Here is a 26171-nt window from a genome sequence, read left to right as displayed (position 1 = left end):
CGATTACAGCACCGTTAACCGCAGTTCAGACGGCTGCGGTCGGCCAAAGAAGTAGCCCTGAAACAGCGTGCATCCCTCCTCCTTCAGCTTATCGAACTGCTCACGACTCTCCACACCTTCAGCGGTGATCTGAATATCCAGGCTGCGGCTCATGCCGGTAATCGCACGGATAATCGCCAACGCTTCACGGCTGTCGCTCATATCATTGATAAACGAACGGTCGATTTTGATTTTATCGAACGGGAACGAGCGCAGGTAGCTTAACGAAGAGTAGCCGGTCCCGAAATCGTCCAGCGCAATCAGCACCCCCAGCGCCTTCAGATTTTGCAACGTGCGAATATTGCCCAGCGTATCATTCAGCAGTACCGACTCGGTGATCTCCACCTCCAGCCGCCATGGCTCCAGTCCTGACTCACGCAGCGCGCCTTCAACCAGTGAAATCAGCGTGCTGTTTTTAAACTGCACCGGAGAGAGGTTAACCGATACCGTTTGCCCGCCCGCCCATTTTTTTGCCTCATGGCACGCTTCATACAGGGCCCATGCGCCCAGGCTATGGATCAGTCCGGTCTCTTCCGCCAGCGGAATAAATTCAGCCGGCATAATCAGCCCTTTTGAGGGATGATGCCAGCGCATCAGCGCCTCGTAGCCGATAATCGCATGCTGTTCGCTGTTGGTGATCGGCTGATAATAGAGCCGCATCTGATTTTCGGTGATCGCCTCGCGCAGATCGTTTTCCATGCAGCGTCGCGCCCGCGCCTGAACATCCATCTCCTGAGTAAAATATTCATAGCGGTTACGTCCGTTGCGCTTGGCTTCATACAGCGCCATATCGGCACAGCGCAATAGCTGCTCAGGTGAAGCCAGCTCGGCATCGGCAAAGGCAATGCCGATGCTCAGCCCCACCGACAAATTATGTCCATCCACATTGATTGGCGGACGCACTATCTCGATTAATCGCTGCGCTACCATGCTCGCCTCCTGCTGGTTGCTCAGGCCAGGCAGCACAATAGCAAACTCATCACCCCCGATGCGCGCCAGCGTATCCTGCTCACGCAGCACGGCACGCAGGCGCTTGGCGATCACGCGCAGCAGCTCGTCACCCATTTGATGCCCCAGCGCATCGTTAACGTTTTTGAAGTTATCCAGATCAAGACAGAGCGCCGCCGTTTGCCGCTCGCCCTGACGTAACGCGTCGTTTAGCCGCTGACGAAACAGAATGCGGTTGGGCAGGCTGGTCAGATAATCGTGATGCGCCATATGATGAATTCGTGCATCGGCGGCGCGCTGATCGGTGACGTCATCGACAATCAGCATCACATATTGGGTACGCGCATCGCCGCCGCGAACCGTGGCCGCCCGGGTATGCAGAATGCGCTCGCCGCTTGCGGTGATCAGCTGACGTTCGCTTTGATGGATCCTTTCGCTACGCAAGGCCGCATCCGCCAGCACGTTAAAGTAGTCGCTCAGCTCCGGCGGCAGACACTCATGCGGCTTTTTCCCTTGCATACTGTTTTTCTCAACGCCAAACAACTGCTCGGTCTTGCAGTTTACCAGCAGGATCTCACGTGAAACGGCATCTTCTACCAGCACGCAGGAAGGAATGCTGCTGATGATGGTATCAAGAAAGCGCGACATGGCGGTCATACGTTCACTCTGCGCTTCCGCCAGATCTTTGGCGCGCAGGATTTGCTGCTCATATTCACGCCGCTCGGTAATATCGCGGGTAATTTTGGCGTAACCTATAAGCTTACCGTTTTCGTCGTGAATGGCGTCGATCACCACATGCGCCCAGAACGCGCTGCCATCTTTACGATAGCGCCAGCCCTGATCCTCAAAGCGGCCTGTGGTGCGCGCAATATTCAGGTTGGTCGTCGGCGTCTTGTTCTGACGCTCCTGCGAACTGTAAAACAGCGAAAAATGCTGACCAAGGATCTCCTGTGCCGTATAGCCTTTGGCACGTTGGGCGCCCGTGTTCCAGTTCACAACGTGGCCGCCCGGATCCAGCATATAAATGGCGTAATCGGTGACGCTTTCCACCAGCAGCCGGAATTTTTCTTCTTCTGCGCGCCGCTCGCGTTGTAGCTCACGCTGCTCGGTGCAGTCGCGGGTGATTTTCGTATAGCCGATCAGCTTGCCGTTATCATCATGGATGGCGTCGATAATCACATGCGCCCAGAACGCGCTGCCATCTTTACGATAGCGCCAGCCTTCATCTTCAAAACGGCCGGTGCGAAAAGCGGTCTGAAGATTCTTTTCCGGAATATAGGCCATGCGTTCCTGCAGGCTGTAGAAAGCGGAGAAATGTTTCCCGACAATCTCATCCGCCGTATAGCCCTTGGCACGCTGAGCGCCAGCGTTCCAGTTCACCACCATCCCATCAATATCAAGCATATAGATAGCGTAATCCGTAACGCCCTCAACCAGCAGACGGAATCTTTCCTGCTGCTCGCGCTGCTGGCTAAGCTGCGCCTGCTGTTGGGTACAATCGCGGGTGATCACCGCAAATCCCATCAGCGTGCGATCGTCAGCATAAATGGCATCGATCACTACGTGTGCCCAGAACGCGCTGCCATCGTGGCGATAGCGCCAGCCCTCTGTCTCCAGCCGACCCTGGCTGGCGGCAATAACCAGATTGTTGGCCGGGACCCCTTTTAACTGTTCAGCTTTATCATAAAAAATGGCGATGTTTTTACCGATGATATCTTCCGGCAAATAGCCTTTAATATGCTTAGCGCCCGTGTTCCAGTTGGCAATGGTGCCGTCGGGTTTGATCATGTAGATCGCGTAATCGATTACGCTTTGCACCAGTAGCCGATAAAGTGTATCTGGATTCTCGTTCATCCTGTTGCCCGATGGCTGCCCAAATAAGAGATCTGGGTGGGTTGGCGATGGCAACGTAGTATCGCTGTCTGACCAGCGCTACGCTAAAGAAAAATTTATCAATTTCCCCGAAACAAAGCTATCGGGCAAACTGTTGCCATACATATCGGCAAGGCTGACAAATTTTTCAGCTATTTATTGTTGAAATAATCTTAACAAAAGAATTAAGCCAGATTTCCTGTGTGGGTAATTCCGTACTCGGTAAGGATTTGGCGCAGCGTGTTAAAGGCTGGCAGCATATTCTTCTCTTCTACACAGGCAAATCCCAGCAGCAGCCCGCGACGCGTCTGGCCTTGCATATAATATTGCGACAGCGCCCGCACCGTCACTCCGCGCCGGAGCGCGCTGGCGGCAATGCTTACATCGTCACATCTCTCGGGCAGGTTAAGCACTAAATGCAGCCCGGCGTCATGATTGAATTCCCGGATAAAGCTCTCACCGAGGTAGCGCTGGATCAGGCCGATCAGAAAAGCACGGCGCTTGCCATACAGCAGGCGCATCCGCCGAATATGCGCAACGTAATGGCCTTCGCGGATAAATTCTGCCAGCGCCCGCTGGATTAGCAGATGACCGCCGCGATAAAGCTCTGCTGCCGCAATACGCAGCGGATGAACCAGCGCCTTTGGCACCACCAGATAGCCAATGCGCAGCGCCGGATAGAGCGTTTTACTGAAGGTGCCCATGTAAATCACCGGCGCGTCTGGCTCCAGCCCCTGCAACGCCGGAAAAGGCTGACCGGAGAAGCGAAACTCGCTATCGTAATCATCTTCCACGATCCAGCTGCCGTGCTGGCGCGCCAGCGCCAGCAGTTGTCGACGGCGCGCCAGGCTCAGATGCGCGCCCAGCGGATATTGATGCGAAGGCGTAACAAATACCAACCGTGGCGCCAGCCGATCGTTAACCGGCACGATGCCCTCTTCATCCACCCGCATCGGCACCGGCTTGAGTCCGTTAATGCGCAGCAGATTGCGCGTTCCCCAATAGCCGGGTTCCTCGATCCACACCCGATCGCCATTGTCGCACAGCAACCGCGACACCAGATCCACCGCCTGATGGATCCCTTCGGTGATCAGGATCTGATCGGCCTCGCAACGCACCGATCTCGCCACACGCAGGTAGTCCGCCAGCGCGGCGCGTAACGCCTCGCAGCCCCCGGCGCTGCTGTAGGTCAGGCGATTGACTTCTGGCTGACGGTTCAGGCGCGCCTGAATGCGGCTGAACTGCGCATGTGGAAATGCGGTCACGTCCGGGACGCCAGGCACAAAAGCGCCCCACTGATGCGGCGATGCGCTGGCATAGCCCAACAACGCCGCACCACGTGCGGAAAGTTTAACCGGTGAAAACGGCGCTTCCGGGGCCGGGACCGGCTCACCGCCTGCATTCAGGCAGCTGTCCGGCAGCGTACCGGCTACCCAGGTGCCGCTGCCGGTACGCGCCTGCACATACCCTTCAGCCAGCAAACGTTCATAAGCGTTAAGCACCGTATTACGCGATACCGCCAGCTCGCGCGCCAGATCGCGAGAAGCAGGCAGGCGGCTGTGCGGCGGCAATACGCCTTCAACGATCGCGCTACGCAAACAGCGAAACAGACGCTGATGCAGCGCGCCTTCGGTCTCCTGCTGCAGACGCTGCAAAAGGTGATCTCCATACAGGCTGTGCAATTGGCTCCCTCCTGTTGTTCTCAAATGGCTCTCGTCACCGACAGTGGCTCCCCGCTAAATAAACGTGATCAGGCTCCTTTTGTAAACAAACGATAACAATGAGGTAACGCTATGGACATAAAGAATGCGGCACTGAACGATCGCAAACAGCAGGCTACCCCACGCGGCGTCGGCGTTATGTGCTCATGGTTTGCCGCGCGGGCGGAAAACGCCACGCTGTGGGATGTGGAAGGAAACGAATATATCGATTTCGCCGCCGGGATTGCGGTACTGAATACCGGTCATCGCCATCCGAAAGTGATCGCTGCGGTCACAGAGCAACTGGCGCATTTTACTCATACCGCTTACCAGATTGTTCCTTATGAGAGCTATGTGGCGCTGGCGGAACGCCTGAACCAGCGGGTGCCGGTTAACGGCCCGGCAAAAACCGCTTTCTTTACCACCGGCGCGGAAGCAGTAGAAAACGCGGTGAAAATCGCCCGCGCCAGCACCGGCCGCCACGGCATTATTACTTTTGGCGGCGCGTTTCATGGCCGGACCTTTATGACCATGGCGATGACCGGCAAAGTGGCGCCGTATAAGCGGGATTTTGGGCCGATGCCGGCCTCGGTATTCCATGCACGCTATCCTGTTGAACTGCGTGGCATCAGCGTTGACGATGCGATGGCCAGCCTGGAAGCGATTTTCAGCCAGGATATCGCGCCACAGGATGTTGCCGCTATTGTGCTGGAGCCGGTTCAGGGCGAAGGCGGTTTCCATATCGCCCCTGCCGAATTTTTCCAGCGCCTGCGCGAGTGCTGCGATCGCCACGGCATTTTGCTGATTGCCGATGAAGTGCAAAGCGGCTTTGCCCGCACCGGCAAGCTGTTCGCCATGGAACACTACGAGGTCAAAGCGGATCTGATTACCATGGCGAAAAGCCTGGCGGGCGGTTTGCCGCTATCGGCGGTTTCCGGCCGAGCCGAAATCATGGATGCGCCAGCGCCGGGCGGCCTTGGCGGCACTTACGCCGGTAACCCGCTGGCCATCGCGGCGGCACATGCGGTTCTCGACGTGATTGATGAAGAGCAGCTGTGCCAGCGTGCCACACAGCTGGGCGCTGAACTGGTAGAGGTGTTGCAACAGGCTCAGCGCACCCTGCCCGCGATGGCGCAAATCCGCGCGCGTGGTTCCATGGTCGCCGTTGAGTTCGCCGATGCCAACGGCCAGCCGAATGCCGAACTGGCGCGTTCGGTGCAGCAGCACGCGATGGCGCAGGGGCTGCTGCTGCTGACCTGCGGTCAGCATGGCAACGTCATCCGTTTCCTTTATCCGCTAACCATCGAGGAAACCACTTTCCGTCGTGCGCTGACGCTGCTGCGTCAGGCGCTGGAGGCGCAGGCATGATTAACGCCCCGCTAAAAGCACTGCTCGATCATCCTGACGTTAGCCTGACGCCGCAAAGCGGCAACTGGCTGGCGGTAACCGATGCGGCAACGCGTGAGCCGCTGGCCTGGGTTAAAACCCACGATGCGACAGCGGTTAACGCGGCGATCGCCCGCTCTGTTGGGGTGCAACGCCGGTGGCAGCAACAAACGGCAACCGCCCGCGCCGACCTGTTGATGGGCTGGTATCAACGAATACTGCAGCAGCAGGAACCGCTGGCGCAGTTGTTGACCGCCGAACAGGGCAAACCGCTGGCCGAGGCACGAGGTGAGATTGGCTACGCCGCTTCCTTTATTCGCTGGTTTGCTGAACAGGCGCGGCGCACCGATGGCGCCATTCTGCCCTCTCCACTGCCGCAACAGCGTCTGCTGGTGCTGAAGCAGCCGGTGGGTGTTTGCGCCGCTATTACGCCGTGGAATTTTCCCGCTGCGATGATTACCCGCAAAGTTGCGCCCGCGTTGGCCGCTGGCTGTTCCATGCTGGTTAAGCCGGCCGAACAGACGCCGCTGACCGCATTTGCGCTGGCGACGCTGGCGTCTGAAGCGGGGCTGCCTGCAGATCTGCTGCTGATCCTCTGTGGTGACGCGGTGAACGTTGGCCAGGCGCTCTGCGCCAGCGACAGCGTACGCAAGCTGAGCTTTACCGGCTCGACGGAGGTGGGACGCCTGTTGATGGCGCAGTGCGCGCCGACGGTGAAAAAGCTCTCGTTGGAGCTGGGCGGCAACGCGCCGGTGCTGGTGTTTGACGATGCGGATCTGGAGCAGGCGGTACAGGGCATTATGCTCAGTAAATTCCGCAATAGCGGCCAGACCTGCGTCTGCGCCAATCGTATTTACGTGCAGAGCGGGATCTATCAGGCATTAAGCGAACGGCTGGCGCAGGCAATCGGTGAACTGCAGGTGGGCGATGGTCGCCAGCCCGGCGTAACGCAGGGGCCACTGATTGACGATACCGCCGTTGCCAAAGTGCAGAGCCACATTGACGATGCCTGTTCTAAAGGTGCCACGCTGCGGCTCGGCGGCGGTCGCGACGCGCGTGGCGGCACCTTCTTTCAGCCCACGCTGTTAACCCATGTTACCCAGCAGATGCGCGTGGCGCATGAAGAGACCTTCGGCCCGCTGGCAGCGCTGTTCCGCTTCGATAGTGAAGCAGAAGCGATCGCCATGGCGAACGACACTGAATTCGGTCTGGCCGCCTATCTCTTTACGCAAAATGCCTCCCGCCAGTGGCGCGTCAGCGAGGCGCTGGAGTATGGCATGGTCGGCGTGAATACCGGGCAGATCTCCAATGAAATCGCTCCTTTCGGCGGCATCAAACACTCCGGCCTGGGCCGCGAAGGCTCGCAGGCCGGGATCGATGAATATCTGGAAAGCAAATATCTCTGTATGGACATCTCTTCACCTGGCGCCTGAGCGCACTAAGGAGTTCCCATGTCATACGAAACATCCTGGCCCGCATCCGCCAAAACGGCCACCGCGCGCGCTACAGGCGTAAAGGCCAAACCGCTAAGCTTTGTGGAAGGCGTGGCGATGATTGTCGGCACCAATATCGGCGCGGGCGTGCTTTCTATCGCCTACGCCGCCCGTAAGGCGGGCTTTATGCCGCTGCTGTTCTGGCTGGTGGTGGTGGGTCTGTTTACCACCGTAACGATGCTTTACGTGGCAGAAGCCACGCTGCGCACCCGCGCACACCTGCAACTGAGCGGCCTGGCACGCCGCTATGTGGGTCGCCTCGGCAGCTGGCTGATGTTCGCTTCCGTATGTGTTAACTCGCTGGGGGCGCTAACCGCCTATATGAGCGGCAGCGGACGGCTACTGCAGTCGCTGCTGGGATTGCCGCCTTCGCTGGGCAGTCTGCTCTTTTTCCTGCCCGCAGCGGGCGTGCTCTGGCTCGGCCTGAAGGCAATCGGCCGCAGCGAAAAAGTGATCTGTATCTGTATGGTGCTGATGCTGCTGTTGCTGGTTGGCACCACCTTTCTGCAGCCGGTCACCCAACTGGCGCATCTGCTGGAAGGCAACTGGCTCTATATGATCCCGGTATTTAACGTGGTGGTTTTCTGCTTCTCTGCGCAGTACATCGTGCCGGAAATGGCGCGGGGCTTCAGTAATAAGCCGGAACAGCTACCGAAAGCGATCGTTACCGGCATGGCCATAACCTTTGTTCTGCTGGCGCTGGTGCCGCTGTCGGTTATTGCCCTTAACGGCCTGGCGAATGTCTCTGAGGTCGCGACGCTCAGCTGGGGCGAAGCACTGGGTAACTGGGCCTTTTTCTCCGCTAATATTTTTGCCCTGTTCGCCATGCTTACCTCTTACTGGGGGCTGGGCGGCAGTTTACTGACCAATATCGGCGATCGTTTTAACTGGCAGGTGGATAGCGCGGCGCGTCAGCGGCTAATGGCGATGCTGCTGGTGGTGCTTCCGCCGTTTCTGCTGGCCTATAGCGGGCTGGTATCTTTTGTCAACGCGCTCTATATCGCCGGCGTTTTCAGCGGCGTGGTGCTGTCGATTATGCCGATGCTGATTTTACAAAGCGCCCGAAAACAGGGCGATGTGCAGCCGAGCTGGCAATGTCGCGCATGGCTGACCCATCCGATCATCAAAAGCGTTATCGTGCTGCTCTATCTCGCCAGCGCGATCTACGCCATCGCCTCGCTGTTTAATCTGCTGCCCTCCGGCTGGTAACTGCTTTCTACTTCTCTGCCCGATCCGCTCGCCGGTTCGGGCTTTTTCGCCGTCTGTGGTCTATAACCATTCACTGAGGAAATCAAAATTCCGCCTTGTTAAACACGTTATGCTGTTCCGGTTTTCACTGATTTATTGACCAGACAAGGCACCGCATGAAAATTGATGCTGATATTAGCTTTCGCAAACTGGAAATTTTTATCGCCTTTATGGCCAGCGGCAATATTGCCCGTACCGCCGAACAGCTGGATTTAAGCAACGTCAGCGTGCACCGTGCGCTGCATACGCTGGAAGAGAATGTACGTTGTCCGCTGTTTATCCATCAGGGCCGCAGCCTGAAGCCGCTGGCCGCCGCCCATACCCTGCTTGAATATGCGCAGGAGGCGGTGGATGTCATGGAAAAAGGGATTATCGACGCGCGACAGAAGGCCGGACTGGGTCAGAAGCGGATGCGCATCGGCACCCTCTATTCGCTGACGCTGGAAACCGTGCCGCGCCTGATTATGGGCATGAAACTGCGCCGTCCTGAACTGGAGCTGGATCTGACCATGGGATCTAACCAGCTGCTGCTGGAAAAACTTCAGCTGGGCGAGCTGGATGCGATTTTACTGTCGGTGAATGACAGCCAGATCGATACCCGGCGACATGAGGTGCTGCCGCTGTTTGAGGATAATATCTATCTCGCCGCCCCTGCCGAGGCCAGGCTGGATGAAGGGGGCAGTGCTGACTTACGGAATTATCGTCAAGAAAAGTTTGTTTCACTGGCCGAGGGATTTGCCACTTTTCACGGCTTCCAGGAGGCGTTCGGCGTGGCAGGTTTTGATGCCAATATTGTGATGCGGGTGAACGATATTTTTTCCATGCTGAGCCTGGTGCAGGCAGGCGTTGGCTTTGCGCTGGTGCCGGGCAGAATGCGGCGGGTGTATGAAAACAGCGTACAGCTGCTGCCGCTGGCGGAGCCGTACCAGATGCGCCAGTCGATCGCTATCGTGTTCGATCGTAATCGCGAACACGATCCCAATCTGCTGGCGCTGGTGGCCGAGGGGCGAATGTACGCCCGCGAGGTGCTGGCTAACGCTGAGCGCGTGCCTGAGTCGCCAGCCTGAGCACCAGCGCGACGCCCGCCTGCTCCAGTGACAGCGCATCGCCGCGCGTCAGCGGTTCACGCGCCAGTCCGGTCAACACGGCACCGGGCGGCATTTCGATCGCCAGCCCCACGTCACGTTCGTTGGCCGCTTCCATCGCCTCATGCCAGCGCACGGTGCGCGCCATATTCATTGCCAAATCGTCAGCGATCTGTGGCGGCTGCCACAGCAAACGCGCGCTGCTACCGCTGAGATAAGCACAGCGCGGACGCGTCAGGGTAACCTGCGTAAAGGCCTGCGCCAGCTGCCGCGCCGGTTCGTCCAGCAATGCGCAGTGCGAGGGCACGCTCACCGCCAGCCGGTGCACTTTCTGCGCGCCGTGCGCCACCGCCTGTTGCGCTACCTGCTGCATCGCCGCTTCGCTGCCCGCAATCACCATTTGCTGAGCTGCATTAATGTTCGCCAGGTAACAGTCGCCCAGCAAGGGGTCAATCTCGCTCTGGCGCAGGCCGGTGATCGCCGTCAGGCCATAGCCGGACGGATAAGCCTGTTCCATCAGTTCACCGCGCAGCGCCACCAGCCGCAGCGCATCGGCAAAGTCGAGCGCCCCGGCTACCACCGCCGCCGGGAAAGCGCCGATGGATAGACCGCTAACCATATCTGGCTCCAGCCCCTGGCGCGCCAGTTCACGCGCCCAGGCGACCCCGGCAATCAGCAGGCAAAGCTGAACGGCGCGGGTATGACGTAGCGCCTGCTCACTGTCCAGCTGAACGGCATCTTCGTTTAGCGCCGCGCTGGCTTCCTGCAACAGGTGCTCGCCATCCGGCAACCCCTGAAGCATGCCCACATGCTGCGGCCCCTGCCCGGGAAACATAAACAAAATTTTCATCAGTCCGGATCCTCCATTTTTGCCTGCCAGGGATCGCTAACCAGCCGCGGCCCCCGGTTGGTTTTTAGCAGCGCCCTTCCGTCGCGCAGCCACTCATTAAGGGCAAAAGCGCCGTTGGGCGTTTCCACCTGGGTATCTGCCCGGCACAGCAGGCGCGTCACCTGCTGCTGCCAGCGCTGAAACGCGGTTGGCGGCAGCGGCTGCGGTGCACGGATCAGCAGATCGAGATCGCTGCCGCTGTGCAATACCGGCACATCGGTCGCCAACGCATAACCGCAACTGCCGGTCACGCCCCACTGCCACGGCCATGACTGCTGCGCCAGCAGGATCGTTGCCTGCACCGGCGGCTGTGAAACAAAAGGGGAACGCAGCAGCTGCGGGAGATCCACCAGCGATTCCGGCGTCACGCGGCGCGCAATGGCTCCGGCAGGAAGCCAGGCGGCGGCACGCCGTTCACGCCCCATGCCACGGATCCCCACGGCGATAAGCCCATCCGGGTGCCAGTCCCGGCGCACCACCAGTGGCAGCGCAGGCTGCCACTGCTGTGCGACCCAGTCAGGCAGTTCACCTGTGAGCGCCTGCGGATCGTTAAGCCAGATAAGGTCGTGGGGACGCGGTAACATCAATTACATTCCTGCGGTTAAAGAGATAAATAGCGGCAGCGTGACGATACAGAGCACTGAGCTAATCAGCAAGGCGGCTTCCGCATCGGGAGACTGCACGCCAAACCGGTTGCCGAATACCACGCCGAAGAAACCTGCAGAGAGCGCGATCATCAGAATTGCCGTAATCGCCAGCGAACCCTGTAACCCCATCATCAGCACCAGCGCCCAGGCGATCAGCGGTTGAATCAGTAGTTTAGTGATGCTGGAGAGCGCCACTGCGCCGTTCAGTTTCAGCTGACGCGCCGACAGGATCAAGCCGGTCAGGAACAGCGCGGCGGCGGTAGCGGCCAGGCCCAGCGGTTTAATTGCCGTCAGCACCAAATCAGGCATATGAATACCCAGCGCTGATAGCACCACGCCCAGCAGCGGACCCCAGACGATCGGCTTTTTCACCGAGCGCCACATCAAAACCGGCAGCATGGTCAGCGACGAGCCCTGCACCGTACCTGCCGTACGCGCTTTTTCACGTTCCAGAATCAGCAGACAGAACGGCGTCATCAGCACCGAACCGCAGGCAATTGAGACCGCAACCGAAAGCGACGTGCTGCCTGACTCGCCCAGGACGCTGCCCAGAATCGGCAGACCCAGCGCGGCATAGTTTGGCAGTGCAACCGTCAGCGTCAGCACGGCGGCATCCTGCGGCGACTTATGGAACCACTTAATGCAAATAAAGTAGATGGCGGCGTAGGTGATCCACATTGCCAGCGTCAGCACCACCACCAACGGCATCTGTTCAACAATGCCGCTCCAGGGCGTCTGCACGGTAGCGCTAAACAGCGCAGCCGGCAGTGCAAAATCCATCACAAAGATATTCAGTAAAGCAACGTTCTTGTTATCCACCATTTTTGCCTTACCGGCCATAAAGCCTAACAGCATAATGATGAAAATTGGGGCAAGCGCGTGGAGAATGATGTATGTCATATTTCACCTGTATAACAAAGCGTTGTAATTAGCACAGGTGCGATGGTTTATTATTTTTACAGGCTATTTTTCTGGATGGGCAGCGTGTGCCCATCACTATCGACCTGGCAGGTTTGTCTTAACATGATTACCAATTTGCGCGCATACGCTCGCGTACCAGCACAGAGCTGCGGCGGTTGTCGCCACGTAGACGATGCTTCAGCGTGCGATCGCCCTCACGCGCATCTTTGATGGCGCGAATCAGCGACTCGGTCACCTGCTGTTTTTCCTGCTCGCCCGGCGCATCAGGTTTGGCAATGTTCAGCATTTCATCGAGGATGCCCAGCGTCTGGAAATTTTTGACGTCATAGGCCATCGGCGGCACGGTAGAGGCCAGCTCGATCAGCGCTTCTACGCTGCGCAGCGTGATACGCGCCGCTGATGCCTGTCCCATTGCATGGATCATGACGCCAGGATCGTTGAAGGCGATCAGCCGGTTTGCCTGGTAGCCATGCGCCAGAAACGCGCCGGACATCGCTTTGCCAACGATCAGACCGATAACCGGATGGCCCGCCAGACGCGCCTGCGCCCAGGCCGCCGCCGAGGCTGCCAGCGCCTGATGGATACCAAAGGCTTCTTCACGACGACCATAGGCCTGGCTCGGCACATCAATCACCGCCACGATGGGGCGTTTATGCTCCGCCTGTTCATCAGCAGCGATGGTTTCCTGCACCACCTTCGCCAGCGTCCAGCCTTCAAGCAGGCCGACTTCCCCGCCTGCAGCACGCGGGAAATGGTTGTTTTCATCGGGTACCACGGCGATATAACGCACGCTTTCACCGCCCAGCTCGGCATCCGCCGCCTGGACCGACGGACAGAGACCGCCTAAACGCGGCGCGTCCTGACTCAGCAGCGTTAGCCAAATCTCGCCACGACTGTTGGTTTTCATAACGCATCCCCCGCAAAAAATTGTTGAATTTGTTCGCTTTCCGGCTGCTGAGTGGTATCCACCTTGTTCAGACGTGCCAGCATGGCCTGATAGTTATCGGTGCGGTGCCGCGCCGGAACGCCACGCGCCAGTGCTTTAGTCACCGCATCTTTCACCGCATGTACGCCATCATTGACCAGTACGTCGGCCAGCCCGCTGCGATAGCGTGCTTCGCCGCCGGTCATGCGCCAGATAAATGGACGATCGCGCGAGTCATATTCATCAATACCCGCTTCCTGTTCGATAACCTGCGGGCCGTTCAGCCCCAGGCGCGCTTCACGGGTAACAATCAGCGAGCTGCACAGTCCAGCGGCAATCGACATCCCGCCAAAGCAGCCAACGGTACCGGCAATAACGCCGATCACCGGGGTATAGCGGCGTAAATCAACGATTGCCGCATGAATATCCGCGATCGCCGCCAGCCCCAGGTTAGCTTCTTGCAAACGTACCCCACCCGTTTCCAGGCAAAGCACCGCCTGCGTGGGCACGCCACGGCGATGATCGTCTGCCGCCAGCTCTAACGCTGCTGCCATTTTCGCGCCGGAGACTTCCCCCATACTGCCGCCCTGGAAGGTGCCTTCGATGGCGATCACCACCGTGGGCTTGCCCTCAATGGTGCCTTTTGCCACCACCATGCCGTCATCGGCCTGTGGCACAATGCCCTGCATCGGCAGCCACGGCGACATCACGCCGTCGAACGGATCGAGCAATTCGCGGTAAGACCCTTCATCCAGCAGCAGACGTGCGCGTTCACGCGCCCGCAGCTCAATAAAACTGCTGTCGTTACGCATTGGCCGCCTCCTCAAATACCTGTTCGATACGAATACGCGCGACGCCTGGCGTAGCGCCAAAATCATGAATCGTCAGTTGACCTGCCGGTAGTTCAGTTAGCGTGCTGAGACGGTCAAACAGCGCCCGCCAGCGCGCTTCAAAATTGACGATGGAAGTGGTGATGCTGACTTCCAGTCTTTCGCCTTGATCGGCGACAAACAGGGCTTCCATATCACCGGAGCCCACAACGCCAGCCAGCGCACGTCCATACAGCGTGCGAGTGGCGGGGTAAGAAAGTGTGATTTGTTCCATAACATCCTCAATCTGTAGGTAAGCAAATACCATCGAGAAACAGCGTGGCCGCCAGCAGATCAGCTGCTCCGCCTGGCGAAGCGTTGAGCTGCAGCATGGCGGCATCGAGACGGGCCAGCGCCTGGCGTCCGACGGGCATTGCACAGCCGCCTGCGTCCAGCACCTGCTGTGCGCCCTGCTGCATCGCCTGCAGGCCGGTCAGACCCGCGCGTGACAGCACGCAGGTATCGCTTAGCGAGGTCATGATCGCCATCAGAGCGTCAATGCGCGCCTCCGCTTCCGCTGCGCCAGCCGCACGGCTGCGACGAAGCTGGGGCAGCGCGAGCCGGGAAATATGCGGAAAAGCCTGCTGCGCCTCTTCACGCGCACCGGGAACCCGATAACGCTGCGTTGCCCGCAACCCTTTGCTGAAGCTGCGCGGCGCGCGATCGTCCGGCAGACGTGCCAGCGTGGCGGCAGCCTGACAAATAGCGGTGGCCTCAGCTTTGCCATCCAGCATCGCCGCACCGCTGACCAACAGTCCCAGCGCCCAGATCGCGCCACGATGGGTATTGACGCCCTGCGTAGCGGCCATCATTTGCGCTTCGCCAGCGCGCCCCAGTTCGCCGACCTGCTGACGCAGCGCAATATCCGCTGGACGCAGCCAGCTGTGCAGCGCCAGCGCATAAAAGGTCCGCTCCAGCGCGCAGGCGGATCGCTCCATCAGCGCCAGATTTAAATCCTGATGCGCCCCGCTGCCGCGCCCGTCAACCAGGCCCGGCTTCGGCGTTAAACGCGCTTCGGCGATCAGAGCGGCCCTGGCCTGTTCCGCCAGCCGTAAAGCCAGCGTTTCGGCACGCTGCGGTGAGAGTTGCGGTTGGGTTGCCATTACCAGCTCCGGAATTTAGCCGGTGGGTTATAGAGACCGCCTGACCATTCCACCAGATCCGCCACGCTACCTGCGGCCAGCAGAGAACGGTTGGCTTCGCTACGTCGAATCCCTAAATCTTCCGGCCAGGCAATTTTGCCTTCCTGACGCAGCTTCGCGACGCGCTGAGCATCAACGCCCAGACCGATATCGGTAATCCCGGCTACCGCAGCCACCATCGCCCGACGTTCTTCCATTGACTCGGCGCGGTAGAGGTAAGCGATACCTTCTTCGGTAAGAACATGAGTAACGTCTTCGCCGTAAATCATGACCGGTGCCAGCGGCATTGAGGAGGCTTTCGCCACATCAACGGCATCCAGCTTCTCGACGAAAGTAGGCTTGCCGCCCGCCTGGAAGGTTTCCACCATCTGCACCACCAGTTTGCGGCCGCGCACCATGGGATCGGGCTTGTCGATCATTGCCAGCCAGGCCGGTGTGGCGTGGCGACGGCCATGGGGATCGTGACCCATGTTCGGCGCGCCGCCGAAGCCGGAAAGACGGCCACGGGTTACGGTTGAGGAGTTGGCGTAGCCGTCTACCTGTAGCGTTGAGCCGATAAACATATCCACCGCATACTGACCGGCCAGCTGACACATGGCGCGGTTGGATCGCATTGAACCGTCCGAGCCGGTAAAGAAGATGTCGGGACGCGCGGCAATGTAATTTTCCATGCCCAGTTCGCTACCGAAGCTGTGAATGCTTTCTACCCAGCCGCTTTCAATAGCTGGAATCAATGTTGGATGCGGGTTCAGCGTCCAGTGTTTACAAATTTTGCCTCTCAGCCCCAACTGTTCGCCCCAGGTCGGCAACAGCAGTTCAATGGCGGCGGTATTGAAACCGATACCGTGATTCAGCGACTGCACCTGATGTTCGGCGTAGATGCCCTTGATCGCCATCATTGCCATCAGGATATGTTCCTGTTTGATCAGGCGCGGATCGCGTGTAAACAGCGGCTCTATAAAGAAAGGCTGATCGGCTACCACCACGTAATCGATCCAGGATCCGGGAATATCGACGCGCGGCAGATCGCTAACGTCATCCACCAGCTCATTGACCTGAGCGATAACGATACCGTTACGGAAAGCGGCGGCCTCGACCAGCGCGGGCGTATCTTCCGTGCTGGGACCGGTATAAAGGTTGCCCTGGCGGTCAGCCTTGAAGCCCGCCACCAGCGCTACGTTCGGCACCAGATCAACATACAGACGGGCATAAAGTTCGATGTAAGTGTGGATAGCACCGATTTCCAGTTGACCATCTTCCAGCAGCTGCGAAATGCGCAGGCTTTGCGTGCCGGAGAAAGAGAAATCGAGCTTACGGGCGATGCCCTTTTCAAAAATATCAAGATGCTCGCTGCGGCTGACGCTCGGCATAATCATATGCAGATCGTGTACCTTTTGCGGATTAACCTCTGCCAGCATACGTGACAAAAAATCGGCCTGTTTCTGGTTATTCCCTTCCAGCACCACGCGGTCGCCGGGGGCAATCAGTTTTTCCAGAACGGTGGGTAAATCATGAGTGGGCAGAACTTTACCTGGGATAGAGAGAGACGCGATGCGTCGCTGTTTCTCTGTACGACGCGTATCCCAGACGCGGCCTGCCGATGCTTCAGGCAACATGGCTAACCTCCTGGCTTGATAGTGATTTAACTAAAATCGACAGCAGGAAGTTTCCGCCTGACAGGCTGAAGCATCAATTAAGGTTGACGTCAAAACATTAGCCTGAGAGTAATGGAATTCTCTCGTATCTGGTATAGCTTAAACGGGTTGGCTTGCGTTTAAGTTTGCTATGCGTTGGGAAAAGCGCGCCATACCGCTAAGAGTAAAGGATTTAATTTATCGCTACGCTGCCAGAAAGCTTGATTCTATGGCTTATCCCTCCCTGACACGCACAAAATAATTATTACGCTAAACGGCTCTGGGTCACAAAAACACAGCGTAAACGTTTACACAGCAGACTCACCGGACTTAAGTACAGTTCTCTCATCATTCCTGTGATGCGGTTCCGCTTTAAGCGTAAAAAGGCGCTGGTTTTCTGCTGTATGCCCAGGCCCGTCTGTTTTATTTAAAAAAACGGGACTAATATTTACTTCATCCAACTTTTGTTAAACCTGCTGTCGTTAATAATAGTTTTTACAGAGAAGCTTTATTCAATAACTTATTTCCCTGAATTTTGTCTTCAATCAATCTCTGGCAGTAAATAATCCTTTCCCATATTTTTACTTTTTGATGAGAGGCCGGATTTAAAAAGTTGTGAGAAAGCAGACCCTGTGAGTAATTAAACCTACCGGTTTTGCATTCAAATCAGAGAATAGCGGCGCGTTGCGTATCAGTAACGCAGCTTAATTAGAGACAATTCTCACATTGATAGATTAGGTGGAAAGTTATACTGCTTCACTGACTACGCCAGGAATACAAATGGATAAATATTATTATTTATGGATTTTATAATATCACTCAGGATTAATTATGATTAACACAGTATTTATTGTTGATGACCACCCTTTTATCTGTTCGGGCATTAAGACGTATTTACGCGCTAACGGCTATACCATTGCCGGCATCGCGCAGGATGGCGTTTCGGTGATTGCGGATGTTGGCCTGCATCGTCCCGATCTGGTGATTATGGATCTCAATATTCCGGGCAGGGACGGTATGCAAGTCATTGAAAGCCTGAAGCGTATTAACGTACAGCAAAAAATCATCGTATTAACCGCCTCCGAAAGCAAGTTCCATATGCAGCGCTGCCTGCTGCTGGGCGTTGATGGCTATTTGTGTAAAAGTCATGATATTACCCAGCTGTTACAGGCGATTCGCAGCATCGATAAAGGTATTAAATTCTATCCCTGCTCGCAAGATACAGAGGTAAAAGCGGTGCATTCAGAAAGTGAAAAATTAATGTCGCTTTCCCGCCGAGAGCTAACGGTACTCAGGAAACTGGCTGCCGGATATTCTAATAAAGAAATAGCCTTACAGCTTTCACTTAGCAATAAAACCATCAGCACCTATAAAATTAAAATATTGCGCAAGCTGGGTATAAAAAGCGTGGTTGATATTAATGAAGTCGCTAAAAGAAATTATCTGGTTTAACCGGTTAATTGCGTACAGAGATCTCTTTAATTCTTTCAATAAAACAGGCGTGTCAAAAGCGATGAATTTAACCCGAGCGGGCAGCCTGTCGCCGCCCCGTCTCTGGTTTAATTATGATGGGCCTGTTGCTGCGCAACGGGATGCCAAAAATCGGTTACCGCACCTTCGCCGCCGGTTAGCGGATCGAACTGCGGTAACGGCACCCGTTTAATGGTGCTCAGGGATTTCTCCAGGATACTTCTATCGTCACGCAACGTATCGGGCTCCATGCCTGCCGGATAAGCGCCAACGGTAAAGAAATCTTCGCTGGCTGCAACCTGCTGATGCCCTACGCCTGCTGGAATAAGTACCGCATCGCCCATGCGCAGCGTTACCATGCGGCCGCTTTCGCCGCCAAACAGTACTTCAGCCCAGCCCGCGCTGACGCCCAACAGCTCATGACAGTTAGAGTGATAATGCGTCCAGGGAAAAATATTTGCGCGCCAGCGTGGCGGCCAGTGGTGTTCCGTAAACCGCTGTTCGAACCAGGCCGCAATGTCCTCAACATCATTTGGCACCACGCGCGGGTAGATAATCAACGGCAACGGGTTATTCGGAATACCGTTTGAAGGCATAGCCAGCATCAGATGCTGCGGGTTGTTGGACGTCCCCGCAAAAGGTGTGCCTGCCGCAAATGACATCATTGTCATAAGACTGCACGATGAGGGAAACATACTACGCCTCCATGTTGGTCATAATGTTAATTGATTGTGGCAAAAGTTAATAACTTTGCAATAGGAATAACGACCAATTCCCAATAAATTTCTTTGAATTTCAATACTTAAGTCAAATTACCCTACCAGCGTGGCGTGCATTCATTTTTTTACGCATTTTCATGGCCGCGTTAAAGTATGCCAGGCCACTGTTACAGCTTTTTGCTAACGCTTGTTACATCATGGCGGCAATCAACCCTCCCAGGATGGCCACAGCCGCTTCCTGTGCGCTATCCCACGGCCAGGAAGTATTAAAGCGAAAGTAGTTCGCGTACTGCTGTCCTGAGGAAAACATGCTGCCTGGCGCGATGCTGATGTTATGTCCCAGCGCGCGATAGTAGAGTTGTGTCGCGTTTACCTGTCCGGGTAGTTCAATCCATAAAAAGTAGCCGCCGCGTGAGTCATTGATTTTGGTGCCATAAGGCAGATGGCGCTTGAGCGACTGCCGGGCCAGATTTTTGCGCTGCTCCAGCACCTGACGCAGCTTGCGCAAGTGACTGTCATAGCTACGGGTACTCAGGTAGTTCGCCAGCGCCAGCTGCATCGGCGCGCTGGTGGCAAGCGTACTCATTAGCTGCAGCCGCTGAATACGCTGCGCCTGTTTGCCCGCCGCTACCCAGCCTACGCGAAAGCCCGCTACCAGATTTTTGGAAAAGGATGAGCAGTGCAGTACGTTACCCTGACGATCAAACGTTTTAGCCGGTAACGGTTTATCGGCACCGAAGTAAAGCTCGCTGTAAACATCATCCTCAATCAGCGCCACCTGATGCGCTGCCAACAGCGCAACCAGCGCCTTTTTTTTCTCCCGGCTCAGGGTAAACCCTACCGGATTCTGCTGATTGGTCATCAGCCAGCAGGCTTTGATCGGCCAGCGTTTTAACGCCTGCTCAAGCTCGTTTAAATCCATGCCGTGCTGAGGATCGGTGGCGATGGCCACGGCTTTTAGCTTTAGACGTTCAATAGCCTGTAGCGCGCCGTAAAACGTCGGATTTTCTACCACCACCCAATCGCCTGGCTCGGTGACCGCCTGCAAACTCAGGCTTAGCGACTCCATTGCTCCGTTAGTAATCACAATCTCATCCGGCGAAACGGCAATCCCCTGTTGAGCGTAGCGACGAGCCAGCGTTTTACGCAGCGCTTCGTTGCCGGGTGGCAGATTATTAATGGCGTCGCCCGGCGTCAGACGATGAGAAACATGATTCAGGGCGCGCATTAGCTGGCGCTGCGGAAAAAGCTCCGGATCGGGAAAGGCGGAGCCGAACGGGATAATCAGTGGATCGCGGCAGGCTTGTAACACATCGAAAATAAAGGAATTTATATCAACCGCCTCTGCCAGTTGCACCTTTTGATGGTTAACCGGCTGGCTGAGAAATTCAGCGCGCGGCGCAACATAATAGCCGGACTGCGGTCGTGAAACGATGCTGCCCTGGCTCTCCAGCACCTGATAAGCATGCATCACCGTCATCAGGCTCATGCCGCTCTGGCTAACCTGATCGCGCAGCGAAGGGAGCTTTTCGCCCGGCAGCCAGATTTCGGCATCTATTTGCGCCTGGATTTGCTCCACTAGCTGAAGATACTTTGCCATAAACTGTTACAGGTCCCGGAAGGCTAAAGGGCAACTATTATAGTTTTTCCCGGGTACAGCGGATATCCCAGCCGCCCTTTTTCTCTATCAGGCAATTTCAGCTGACTCGTTCTCCTGAGTTTTGATAAATTCTTTCAGCTCATGGATACGCTCAGGAGGGATCGGTTTTCCCAACAGATAGCCTTGTAAGCTGTTACAGCCAAGATGGGTTAAAAAGGCCTGCTGCTCCGGCGTCTCTACCCCTTCCGCCACCACTTTGAGGTTAAGCGACTGCGCCAGCGCCACAATTGCAGAGACAATGGTGGCATCTCCGCTGTCTTCGCTGAGTTCGTTTACAAAGGCCCGATCGATTTTCAGTTCGCTGGCAGGCAGACGTTTCAGATAGAGCAGGCTGGAATAGCCGGTACCGAAGTCATCGATCGAAGCATTCACCCCGAGATCGGTTAGCGCCGTGAGAATGCGCACGCTCTCATCAGGATTGCGCATCGCGGTGGTTTCAGTGACCTCCAGCGTTAGAAGATGCGGCGGGATATGATGTTTTTCCAGCGCCATCATGACGGTATCAACCAGGCTATTCTGTTCAAATTGCAACGCCGACAGGTTAACCGCTACGGACCAGTTTTTATGCCCCTGTTTATGCCATTCATGTAGCTGTCGGCAGGCTTCATTAATTACCCAGTTACCTACGCCAATAATCAAGCCGCTCTTTTCCGCCAGCGGCAGGAAAGTATCCGGCGGCAGCAGGCCATGCTGCGGATGTTGCCAGCGCAGCAGCGCCTCAAAGCCCACAATCGGGCCGCTTGGTGCGGTATATTTCGGCTGATAGAACAGCCGCAGCTCACTTTTATCCAGCGCCAGCCACAGATCGTTGATCAGCTGAAGCTGATTTTGCGCAATGGTGTTCATTGAAGGCTGGAAGAAATAATAGCCGTTGCGCCCGTTGTTTTTGGTGTGATACATGGCAGCATCGGCGTTAAACATCAGTTCACGTTCATCAACGCCATCTCCCGGATAAACCGCAATGCCGATACTGATCGAAACATTAAGTTCATAGCGTGAGATGTTAAAGGGTTTCCCTATCAACTTGACCAGCGCATCTGCGGTAACCGCAGCTTCGTTTGGCTCTTCGATTTCCATCAGCAGCACAAATTCATCGCCGCCCAGCCGCGCCAGCGTGTAATGCCCGTTGATACTGGTGGTCATACGTTCCGTCACCGCTACCAGCAGACTGTCACCGATATGATGTCCAAATGCGTCATTGACCGCCTTAAAGCCATCAAGATCCATAAACATCAGCGCAAAACGGCTATGTTCCCGCGTCGCTTTATTGATCGCCTGATCGAGACGATCCTCCAGCAGAATACGGTTCGGCAGGCGCGTCAGATTATCCTGCAATGCCAGTTGCGCCAGCTCGCGGTTGGCTTCCGCCAGGGATGAGGCGAGCATTGACGTACGCGCCTGCATGCGCGCATCAAGCATCGAAACCAATAGCGTAATACCGAGAATAGAGAGCGAGACCACCGCCACCAGAATCGCCAGCCAGTCGCTGTCTACGCCCTGGTGCATCATATGGCTTTGGGTGGGGAAACTGGCGGCGACCATGCCGGTATAGTGCATACCGGCAATAGCAAACCCCATGACTATCGCCGCGCCCGCGCGCAGCAGCGCCAGACGGCCTGCCCCTTTACGCAGCCGGAACGCCAGCCACAGCGCAGTGCCTGATGCCAGCAAGGCGATAACCACCGAAACAAGCACCCAGCCCCATTTCCAGATAATCTCCGGCTCAAGCATCAGCGCGGCCATACCGGTGTAATGCATCGCTGCCACGCCGCTGCCCAGAATCAATGCGCCATAGCTTAAGCGCGGCCAGCGCAGTTCACCGTAGCAGACGATCCACAGTGCAAACAGCGAGGCGGCGACAGCAATAATCATCGACAGTAGCGTCAGCGGGCCGTTGTAGCTCATCATCATCGGCATCTTCATTGCCAGCATACCGATAAAATGCATCGCCCAGATGCCAATACCCATGGCAAATCCACCGCCAAGCAGCCAGGCCTGAGCAGCTCTGCCGGTGCTGTTTACTACCCGGCCTGCCATATCCAGCGCAGTATAGGAAGCCAGAAAAGCCACGAGTATCGATACGATAACCATTACCGTATCGTAAGACATTATCAACATAGACTTATCCGCCAGTTAATGCCTGCAGCAGGCGCAAAGTTAAAAAAGCAACAGCAAGCGTTACACGGTTTGCATTGGATAAGTTATCGGCATACCAGACCCAATACTTACCACTCTCTTGATGAATAAAAGAGATTGCCGGAAACAACATCCTGCCAGCGGCGGACATTGTTCAACGATAAATGAAAAATATATAAAAATTGTTTTAGTTTATTTAGCAAATAACCCCTGGTACTGACGGACTTCAGGCCTGCCTGCTTATTTCCCTGCCAGCAATAAGGCTTTATAACAACTTGTTTTTAGTGCCAGCTTAGTCAGGTTAGCCTATAAAAAGGCGATCTTTCTCATGCCAAAAAAGAAAATAACACTGTTAAACATTTTCGGATAGATATCACTGAGGGGGATCGGCGGGTTGACCTTAAATAAGTCCAGGTCCCTAACGTGCTGCGGCTTAATAAATATGTGGTATTAAAATTTCCATTTTCTGGTACCCGCTTTGCCAGAGCGGGTTATACAGTAAAAGTCATTTATTGATTAGGTGCGTTATTACCCTGCCGTAGAGGCCGCGACAACGCCACCCTGACGCCTTTGATACTGCTTCAGCAAACGCCTGATAAGCAAAGTTCCCAGCAAGCCACAGACCGCAGCGATGGTTAACCAGACGCCAGGCATCGCTTTGTCGCCGGTCGCATGAATAAGATAGCTGGAAATCGCTGGCGTAAAGCCGCCAAACAGCGCAGTCGCCAGGCTGTAGGCCAGCGAGAAGCCACTGGCACGCACCTCGGCAGGCATGACTTCGGCCAGGTAGACCACCATCGCGCCGTTATAGCTGGCATAAAGGAAAGAGAGCCACAGCTCCGCCTCCAGCAGATGGCTAAAAGAGGGTGATCCCACCAGCCAGTGCAGCACAGGCCAGGCGGTCGCTATCATTAACAGGGTAAAGGTAATTAATAACGGACGACGACCAACGCGATCAGATAAGGCCCCCATTAGCGGCAGCCAGATCAGGTTGGAGAGCCCGATACACAGCGTAACGAGAAAGCTCTGTTTATCGCTCATCATCAACACGGTTTTGCCGAAGGTCGGGGTGAAAGCGGTGATCATGTAAAACATCACGGTAGTGGTTACCACCATAAGCATACCTGCCAACACCAACGCCCAGTTACCGGCAACCGTACGCATAATCGCGCGCATTGAAGGATGCTGCTTACGCTGACTAAAGGCTTCAGTTTCTTCCAGCATACGACGGATCCAGAACAGAAACGGAACAATCAGGCAACCCACCACAAACGGGATACGCCAGCCCCATTCGGTGACCTCCTGCGGCGCCAGCAGATGGTTAAGCAGCAGGCCAAGCAGCGCGGCAAAGATCACCGCGATCTGCTGGCTGCCGGACTGCCAGCTAACATAAAAACCTTTACGTCCTTTGGGAGCGACTTCACTCAGATAAACAGAAACCCCGCCCAGCTCGACGCCGGCGGAGAACCCCTGCAATAAACGTCCCAGCAGGATCAGAATCGGCGCGGCGACGCCGAGCGTGGCGTAGCCCGGTACGCAGGCGATAGTGAGCGTGCCCAGCGCCATCAGCCCCAGCGTAAGCAGCAAACCTTTACGCCTTCCGTGATGATCGATATACGCACCCAATACAATTGCGCCCAGCGGACGCATCAGAAAACCTGCGCCAAAGGTCATTAGCGTCAACATTAGCGAGGCGAATGGATTATTGCCTGGAAAGAAGGTTTTGGCGATTGCGCTGGCATAATAGCCGAATACCATAAAATCATACATTTCGAGAAAATTGCCGCTGGTGACGCTGAAGATGGTTTTAGCGGCGCTGCGGCGCGAGTTTTGTAAATTTTTAGCTGACTTCATACTGGCTTCCTTGTGTTTTTTCCCGTTGTAGCCCGATTCCTGTCCGCATAATGTGATGATAATCACCATTTCAGTTTACAAAACGATCGCTTTAGTAACCATTATTTAACAAAGCGACGTAGGGATTATTTTTCGCTGGAAAATGCACTTTTTGATGGGGATTATTCATATTTATTAATATTTTCTCGCATTTTTTCTTCACGCTTTTTTCTATTGCTGACAGTGACTTGACTGGTATGAGCAGTTACAGGACTCGACAACCCGTGGGTTTCTCCTAGCCTTAACAGTGAATTTTCTTTGAATACATCAGGAGGAAACATGGCAGACCAGAATAAAATGCAGAATCCTCTCACCCAGTATTACAGCGGTGAATACCCGAAACAGCGCCAGCCCGCACCTGGCATCCAGCAGGATATGCAGCCGGTGCCGGACTGCGGAGAGCAAAGCTACCGTGGCAGCCAGCGCCTCGAAGGACGCAAGGCGCTGGTAACCGGCGCTGATTCCGGTATTGGCCGTGCCGCCGCTATTGCCTATGCCCGTGAAGGTGCGGATGTGGCGATTAACTACCTGCCCGCTGAACAGCGTGACGCAGAAGAAGTGGCCAACTATATCCGCGAGGCAGGCCGCAAAGTTGTGCTGATTCCGGGCGATATCAGTGAAGAGGCGTTTTGTAAACAGCTGGTCGCGCAGGCGCATGAAGAACTGGGCGGGCTGGATATCCTGGCGCTGGTAGCGGGTAAACAGGTGGCGGTTGAACAGATTGCTGAGCTGACCACTGAGCAGTTCCGTAAAACCTATGAGACCAACGTGTTCTCTCTGTTCTGGATCACTCAGGCCGCTATTCCGTTACTGCCGGAAGGCGCCTCAATTATTACCACGTCATCCATTCAGGCTTACCAGCCAAGCCCGCATCTGCTGGACTACGCTTCCACCAAGGCGGCAATCCTTGCCTATACCCGCGCGCTGGCGAAGCAGGTTGCAGAGAAAGGCATTCGCGTTAACAGCGTAGCGCCAGGCCCCATCTGGACCGCATTGCAGATCGCCGGCGGCCAGCCGCAGGAGAAACTACCGGAGTTTGGTAAGCAGACGCCGATGAAGCGAGCTGGTCAGCCAGCCGAGCTGGCAGGCGTTTATGTCTACCTGGCCTCGCAGGAATCCAGCTATGTGACGGCGGAAGTGCATGGCGTGACCGGTGGTGAACATCTGGGCTAAGATTTGATTGGCCTGTGCTCTGGAGGTTTATCTCCAGCGTAGCGAGAGTGCCGCAGCGGATAACGCTGCGGCATTTTTTATGCGCCAACAACCCTTTGGTCTCATATTTGCGCGTAGAGTCACCATAACCATAGCCATAGCCATAGCCATAGCCATAGCCATAGCCATAATAGTTTCCTTTCTTTGAAGGTTTTGGCTTATTTTACAGCGACGTTGGTGCAGGCGGGTTTAAAGTGCAGTGGGTTGAAAGCTTAGCGCTATTCATGCGCGTAACAAACAAGCGCGACAAAAAACAGAGGGTGTTTACCGGGGCATACTGCCC

At 55.9% G+C, this 26171-nt stretch carries 20 protein-coding genes; 6 read left to right on the top strand and 14 right to left on the bottom strand.

Features of this window, described 5'->3' with window-relative positions; genetic code table 11:
* Positions 1-3: 3 nt before the first annotated feature.
* Together ACQE32_RS14705 and ACQE32_RS14700 are read right to left on the bottom strand one after the other, a co-directional pair.
* Positions 4-2841: an EAL domain-containing protein gene (locus ACQE32_RS14705; RefSeq protein ID WP_427022014.1), complete on the bottom strand. Its 2838-nt coding sequence runs from the start codon at positions 2839-2841 to the stop codon at positions 4-6.
* A gap of 203 nt (positions 2842-3044) precedes the next feature.
* Complete coding sequence (locus tag ACQE32_RS14700) at positions 3045-4541, bottom strand: PLP-dependent aminotransferase family protein (RefSeq protein WP_427022013.1); 1497 nt, start codon at positions 4539-4541, stop codon at positions 3045-3047.
* 117 nt (positions 4542-4658) lie between these two features.
* Between ACQE32_RS14700 and ACQE32_RS14695 the strand changes: the two genes are divergently transcribed.
* The 4 genes from ACQE32_RS14695 to ACQE32_RS14680 all read left to right on the top strand — a co-directional run bounded on the left by ACQE32_RS14695 (position 4659) and on the right by ACQE32_RS14680 (position 9753).
* Entirely contained in the window at positions 4659-5927 is a 1269-nt protein-coding gene (locus ACQE32_RS14695; protein ID WP_426982044.1) for a 4-aminobutyrate--2-oxoglutarate transaminase, read from the top strand.
* The gene (locus tag ACQE32_RS14690; RefSeq protein WP_426973529.1) at positions 5924-7378 is read left to right on the top strand and encodes an NAD-dependent succinate-semialdehyde dehydrogenase; all 1455 of its coding nucleotides are present in this window, start codon (positions 5924-5926) and stop codon (positions 7376-7378) included. Before ACQE32_RS14695 ends, ACQE32_RS14690 begins: the two co-directional genes overlap by 4 nt.
* 18 nt (positions 7379-7396) lie before the next feature.
* Positions 7397-8647, top strand: coding sequence for an aromatic amino acid transport family protein (locus ACQE32_RS14685; protein ID WP_426973528.1), 1251 nt, complete (start codon positions 7397-7399; stop codon positions 8645-8647).
* 155 nt (positions 8648-8802) lie between these two features.
* The gene (locus ACQE32_RS14680) at positions 8803-9753 is read left to right on the top strand and encodes a LysR family transcriptional regulator (RefSeq protein ID WP_426973527.1); all 951 of its coding nucleotides are present in this window, start codon (positions 8803-8805) and stop codon (positions 9751-9753) included.
* Here the strand turns inward: ACQE32_RS14680 and mdcH are convergent.
* From mdcH to mdcA, 8 genes are all read right to left on the bottom strand, one after another.
* Positions 9719-10621, bottom strand: coding sequence for a malonate decarboxylase subunit epsilon (gene mdcH, locus ACQE32_RS14675; RefSeq protein WP_427022012.1), 903 nt, complete (start codon positions 10619-10621; stop codon positions 9719-9721). The two genes, ACQE32_RS14680 and mdcH, sit on opposite strands and share 35 nt — an antisense overlap.
* On the bottom strand, positions 10621-11244 hold the full coding sequence (locus tag ACQE32_RS14670) for a malonate decarboxylase holo-ACP synthase (protein WP_427022011.1): 624 nt from the start codon (positions 11242-11244) through the stop codon (positions 10621-10623). The genes mdcH and ACQE32_RS14670 overlap by 1 nt, the downstream gene beginning before the upstream one ends.
* A 3-nt stretch (positions 11245-11247) precedes the next feature.
* The gene (locus ACQE32_RS14665) at positions 11248-12207 is read right to left on the bottom strand and encodes an AEC family transporter (protein ID WP_250650873.1); all 960 of its coding nucleotides are present in this window, start codon (positions 12205-12207) and stop codon (positions 11248-11250) included.
* Positions 12208-12334: 127 nt separating this feature from the next.
* Complete coding sequence (gene mdcE / locus ACQE32_RS14660; RefSeq protein WP_426981967.1) at positions 12335-13135, bottom strand: biotin-independent malonate decarboxylase subunit gamma; 801 nt, start codon at positions 13133-13135, stop codon at positions 12335-12337.
* The gene (locus tag ACQE32_RS14655) at positions 13132-13965 is read right to left on the bottom strand and encodes a biotin-independent malonate decarboxylase subunit beta (protein WP_250650875.1); all 834 of its coding nucleotides are present in this window, start codon (positions 13963-13965) and stop codon (positions 13132-13134) included. The genes mdcE and ACQE32_RS14655 overlap by 4 nt, the downstream gene beginning before the upstream one ends.
* Positions 13958-14257: a malonate decarboxylase acyl carrier protein gene (gene mdcC / locus ACQE32_RS14650; RefSeq protein ID WP_085070106.1), complete on the bottom strand. Its 300-nt coding sequence runs from the start codon at positions 14255-14257 to the stop codon at positions 13958-13960. Before mdcC ends, ACQE32_RS14655 begins: the two co-directional genes overlap by 8 nt.
* Before the next feature lie 7 nt (positions 14258-14264).
* The gene (locus tag ACQE32_RS14645; protein ID WP_426981965.1) at positions 14265-15125 is read right to left on the bottom strand and encodes a triphosphoribosyl-dephospho-CoA synthase; all 861 of its coding nucleotides are present in this window, start codon (positions 15123-15125) and stop codon (positions 14265-14267) included.
* Entirely contained in the window at positions 15125-16780 is a 1656-nt protein-coding gene (gene mdcA / locus ACQE32_RS14640) for a malonate decarboxylase subunit alpha (RefSeq protein WP_426973518.1), read from the bottom strand. The genes ACQE32_RS14645 and mdcA overlap by 1 nt, the downstream gene beginning before the upstream one ends.
* An 849-nt stretch (positions 16781-17629) precedes the next feature.
* On the opposite strand from mdcA, the gene ACQE32_RS14635 reads away from it, so the two are divergent.
* Positions 17630-18250: a response regulator gene (locus ACQE32_RS14635; protein ID WP_426973517.1), complete on the top strand. Its 621-nt coding sequence runs from the start codon at positions 17630-17632 to the stop codon at positions 18248-18250.
* A 107-nt stretch (positions 18251-18357) separates the two neighbouring features.
* On the opposite strand, the gene ACQE32_RS14630 is transcribed toward ACQE32_RS14635, so the two are convergent.
* The 4 genes from ACQE32_RS14630 to ACQE32_RS14615 form a co-directional block, all read right to left on the bottom strand.
* Positions 18358-18963: a hypothetical protein gene (locus ACQE32_RS14630; RefSeq protein WP_426973516.1), complete on the bottom strand. Its 606-nt coding sequence runs from the start codon at positions 18961-18963 to the stop codon at positions 18358-18360.
* Between the two features lie 214 nt (positions 18964-19177).
* Positions 19178-20587: a PLP-dependent aminotransferase family protein gene (locus tag ACQE32_RS14625; protein ID WP_427022010.1), complete on the bottom strand. Its 1410-nt coding sequence runs from the start codon at positions 20585-20587 to the stop codon at positions 19178-19180.
* A gap of 87 nt (positions 20588-20674) precedes the next feature.
* A complete protein-coding gene (locus tag ACQE32_RS14620; protein WP_427022009.1) occupies positions 20675-22765 on the bottom strand; it encodes a putative bifunctional diguanylate cyclase/phosphodiesterase in 2091 nt (696 codons plus the stop codon).
* Between the two features lie 546 nt (positions 22766-23311).
* Positions 23312-24637 (bottom strand): MFS transporter, encoded by a 1326-nt coding sequence (locus ACQE32_RS14615; RefSeq protein WP_427022008.1) that lies wholly within the window; start codon positions 24635-24637, stop codon positions 23312-23314.
* A 318-nt stretch (positions 24638-24955) separates the two neighbouring features.
* On the opposite strand from ACQE32_RS14615, the gene ACQE32_RS14610 reads away from it, so the two are divergent.
* Complete coding sequence (locus tag ACQE32_RS14610) at positions 24956-25849, top strand: SDR family oxidoreductase (protein ID WP_085070080.1); 894 nt, start codon at positions 24956-24958, stop codon at positions 25847-25849.
* Positions 25850-26171 lie beyond the last annotated feature (322 nt).

Source organism: Pantoea sp. FN0302, from assembly GCF_050113775.1.
GTDB lineage: Bacteria > Pseudomonadota > Gammaproteobacteria > Enterobacterales > Enterobacteriaceae > Mixta > Mixta alhagi.
This window is presented reverse-complemented; position numbering and strand designations above follow the sequence as displayed.